The sequence below is a fragment of the Escherichia sp. AM3 genome, assembly GCF_032029835.1.
Classification (GTDB): domain Bacteria; phylum Pseudomonadota; class Gammaproteobacteria; order Enterobacterales; family Enterobacteriaceae; genus Escherichia; species Escherichia coli.
This window is the reverse complement of the sequence record NZ_JAVUPQ010001156.1, coordinates 1-252: the sequence shown is the minus strand read 5'-3', so window position 1 is coordinate 252 and position 252 is coordinate 1. Positions and strand designations below refer to the sequence as shown.

General features: G+C 62.7%; 1 pseudogene. It reads right to left on the bottom strand.

What is annotated here, in order from left to right:
* Positions 1-41 precede the first annotated feature (41 nt).
* A pseudogene (locus RTW80_RS30135) lies at positions 42-252 on the bottom strand (S-methyl-5-thioribose-1-phosphate isomerase); the annotation flags it as partial.

The window sequence follows — 252 nt, the reverse complement described above, 5'->3', positions numbered from 1 at the left end:
ATGTTGTCCTCTCAGGGAACGCCCTTAAAGGATAGCCGGACTCAGGCAAATTTCCCTTTCGCTACCTCGTCCGGTATGACCACGCCTGTATCCAGCACCCAGCCGCTAATCAGCGAGGCGGGGGTGACGTCAAACGCCGGGTTATAGACCTGCGCCTCTTGCGGCGCCCACTGCACCGCGCCAAAGCTCCCCGCCACGCCCGTCACTTCACTGGCCGCGCGCTGCTCAATCGGGATTGCGTCACCGTTCGGG